Annotated in this window: 4 protein-coding genes; all 4 read right to left on the bottom strand. The window is 66.3% G+C overall.

Features of this window, described 5'->3' with window-relative positions; genetic code table 11:
- On the bottom strand, positions 1 to 194 hold a 194-nt coding region (locus AC1Q6P_RS23905; protein ID WP_492666260.1), incomplete at its 3' end, for an ATP-binding cassette domain-containing protein.
- 39 nt (positions 195 to 233) lie between these two features.
- On the bottom strand, positions 234 to 1,031 hold the full coding sequence (locus tag AC1Q6P_RS23900) for an ABC transporter ATP-binding protein (protein ID WP_271009670.1): 798 nt from the start codon (positions 1,029 to 1,031) through the stop codon (positions 234 to 236).
- Between the two features lie 28 nt (positions 1,032 to 1,059).
- A complete protein-coding gene (locus AC1Q6P_RS23895; protein WP_271009567.1) occupies positions 1,060 to 2,145 on the bottom strand; it encodes an ABC transporter permease subunit in 1,086 nt (361 codons plus the stop codon).
- A 21-nt stretch (positions 2,146 to 2,166) separates the two neighbouring features.
- On the bottom strand, positions 2,167 to 2,718 hold a 552-nt coding region (locus AC1Q6P_RS23890), incomplete at its 5' end, for a branched-chain amino acid ABC transporter permease (protein ID WP_492666261.1).

Here is a 2,718-nt window from a genome sequence, read left to right as displayed (position 1 = left end):
ACGTCGCCGTCGGCCACCGGCTGCAGGCCGGTCACGGCTTTGAGCGTGGTGGTCTTGCCCGCGCCGTTGGCGCCGATCAGGCTGACGAGTTCGCCTTGGCGCACTTCGAAGTGCACGCCTTTGACGGCCTGGATGCCGCCGTAGGCGACCTTGAGTCCGCTGACTTCGAGCAGGATGTCTTGTTGTGGGTTCATGTGGGTGTCGCCTTGTTGCTGGTGATCCTGGGGCCGCGATCAGTGGGCTGCATGCCCGGCGCCCAGATAGGCTTCGATCACTTTCTCGTTGCGCTGCACGTCGTAGGGCGTGCCTTCGGCAATCTGCTTGCCGTAGTCCAGCACCGTGACGCGGTCGCACAGACCCATCACCAGCTTCACATCGTGTTCGATCAGGAGGATGGTGCGGCCGTCCTTGCGGATGCGGTCGATCAGCTCGCGCAACACCACCTTCTCGGTGGCGTTCATGCCGGCGGCGGGCTCGTCCAGGGCGATCAGCTTGGGGTCGGTGGCCAGGGCGCGCGCGATCTCCAGCCGGCGCTGGTCGCCGTAGCTGAGCGTGCGGGCCTTGTACTCGGCGTACTTGCCGATGCCCACGTAATCGAGCAGTTCCTGGGCACGCTTGGCAATCGCCGCTTCTTCGGCCTTGAAGCCGGGGGTGCGGAAGATGGCGCCGATCAGGCCCGAGCCGGAGCGCACATGGCGGCCCACCATCACGTTCTCCAGCGCCGTCATTTCAGCGAAGAGGCGGATGTTCTGGAAGGTGCGCGCGATGCCGGTCTTGGCCACTTCGTGCACGGCGGTCGGGGCATAGGGCTTGCCGCCGAGCTCGAACGTGCCGCCGTCCGGGGTGTACAGGCCCGTGATGACGTTGAAGAAGGTGGTCTTGCCCGCACCGTTGGGGCCGATCAGGCCGTAGACCTGGCCTTTGTTGATCTGGATGCCCACGTCGGAGAGGGCTTGCAGGCCGCCGAAGCGCTTGGACACACCGGCGACTTTGAGCACCACCTCTGCGTTGCTGTTGTTGTTGCTTGTCATGGCTTGTTTTCCTTTGCAGACCCGGTGTTCACTTCTGCGGCACCGGCGCGGCGCGGCCGTGCTCGGGCGCCGGCCACAGGCCGCGCGGACGCACCAGCATGATGCCGATCATGGCCAGGGCCACCAGCAGCTGGCGCAGGATGGAGGCGTCCAGACGCCCACCCGTCATCTCCTGCAGCGGGCCGGCCGCGTAGCGCAGCACCTCGGGCAGGGCCGACAGCAGCAGCGCGCCCAGGATCACGCCAGGGATGTGGCCGATGCCGCCCAGCACCACCATGGCCACGATCATCACGCTCTCTTGCAGGCTGAAGGACTCGGGGCTCACAAAGCCCTGGAAGGCGCCGAACATGGAGCCCGACACCCCGCCGAAGGTGGCGCCCATGCCGAAGGCCAGCAGCTTCAGGTTGCGGGTGTTGATGCCCATGGCCTTGGCGGCGATCTCGTCCTCACGGATGGCCATCCAGGCGCGGCCGATGCGGCTGTTCTCCAGGCGATAGCAGATCAGCACACTGAACACCACCAGCACCAGGAAGAGGTAGTAGTACAGCGTCACCGAAGGGATGGCGAAGCCGAACAGCTCGGTGCCCTTGCCCAGGTCCAGGCCGAAGAAGTGGAAGGAGTCGATCTGGCCGATGCCGCGCGGGCCGTTGGTGATGTTGACCGGGTACTCCAGGTTGTTCAGGAACACGCGGATGATTTCACCGAAGCCCAGGGTCACGATGGCCAGGTAGTCGCCCCGCAGCTTCAGCGTGGGCGCGCCCAGCATGACGCCGAAGAAGGCCGCCAGCCCCGCCGCCAGCGGGATCACCAGCCACAGCGGCGAGTGCAGCCCGTTGGGGAAGGCCATGCGGAAGGCCTCGAAGTTCTCGCTCAGGTGCGGGCTCGACAGCAGCGCGAACATGTAGGCGCCCACCGCGTAGAAGGCCACATAGCCCAGGTCCAGCAGACCGGCGTAGCCCACCACGATGTTCAGGCCCAGGGCCAGCATCACGTACAGCAGCGCCAGGTCGATGATGCGCACCGGCCCGTTGCCGAACTGCTGCGCAATCAGCGGCACCACCAGCAGGCCCAGGGCCGAGAGCAGGAAGACGAAGAGTTTGTTTTGTTGTTGCATGGTCTGTGTCTCCTTGGGGCCTCAAGCCCGATCCGCCACGCGCTCGCCCAGCAGGCCCGAGGGCCGCAGCGTCAGCACCAGGATCAGCGCAATGAAGGCAAAGATGTCGGCATAGTGGCTGCCCAGCACGCCACCGGTCAGGTCACCCAGATAGCCCGCACCGATGGCCTCGATCAGGCCCAGCAGCACGCCGCCCACCATGGCCCCGGCCAGGTTGCCAATGCCGCCCAGCACCGCCGCCGTGAAGGCCTTCAGCCCCGGCATGAAGCCCATGGTGTGCTGCACCGTGCCGTAGTTGGCCGCCCACATCAGGCCGGCCACCGCGGCCAGCGCCGCACCGATCACAAAGGTGGTCGAGATGATGAAGTCCGGCTTCACGCCCATCAGGCCCGCCACCTTGGGGTTCTCGGCCGTGGCCCGCATCGCGCGGCCCAGCTTCGTGTGATTCACCAGCCACATCAGCGTGGCCAGAATCATCACCGTGGCGCCCAGGATCACGCACTGCGTCACCGTGATCACCGGCCCGCCCAGATCGATCGGCGTGGTCGGCAGCAGCAGCGGGAAGGGCTTGGG

Source organism: Roseateles sp. GW835-FHT13E02, assembly GCF_058794035.1.
Note: the sequence above shows the minus strand (reverse complement) of the source record. Positions and strands in the feature narration are given on the sequence as shown.

Excerpts from the sequence above, each read along its gene's own strand:
- AC1Q6P_RS23900 (WP_271009670.1), bottom strand. The coding sequence starts at position 1,031 with ATGACAAGCAACAACAACAGCAACGCAGAGGTGGTGCTCAAAGTCGCC.
- AC1Q6P_RS23895 (WP_271009567.1), bottom strand. The coding sequence starts at position 2,145 with ATGCAACAACAAAACAAACTCTTCGTCTTCCTGCTCTCGGCCCTGGGC.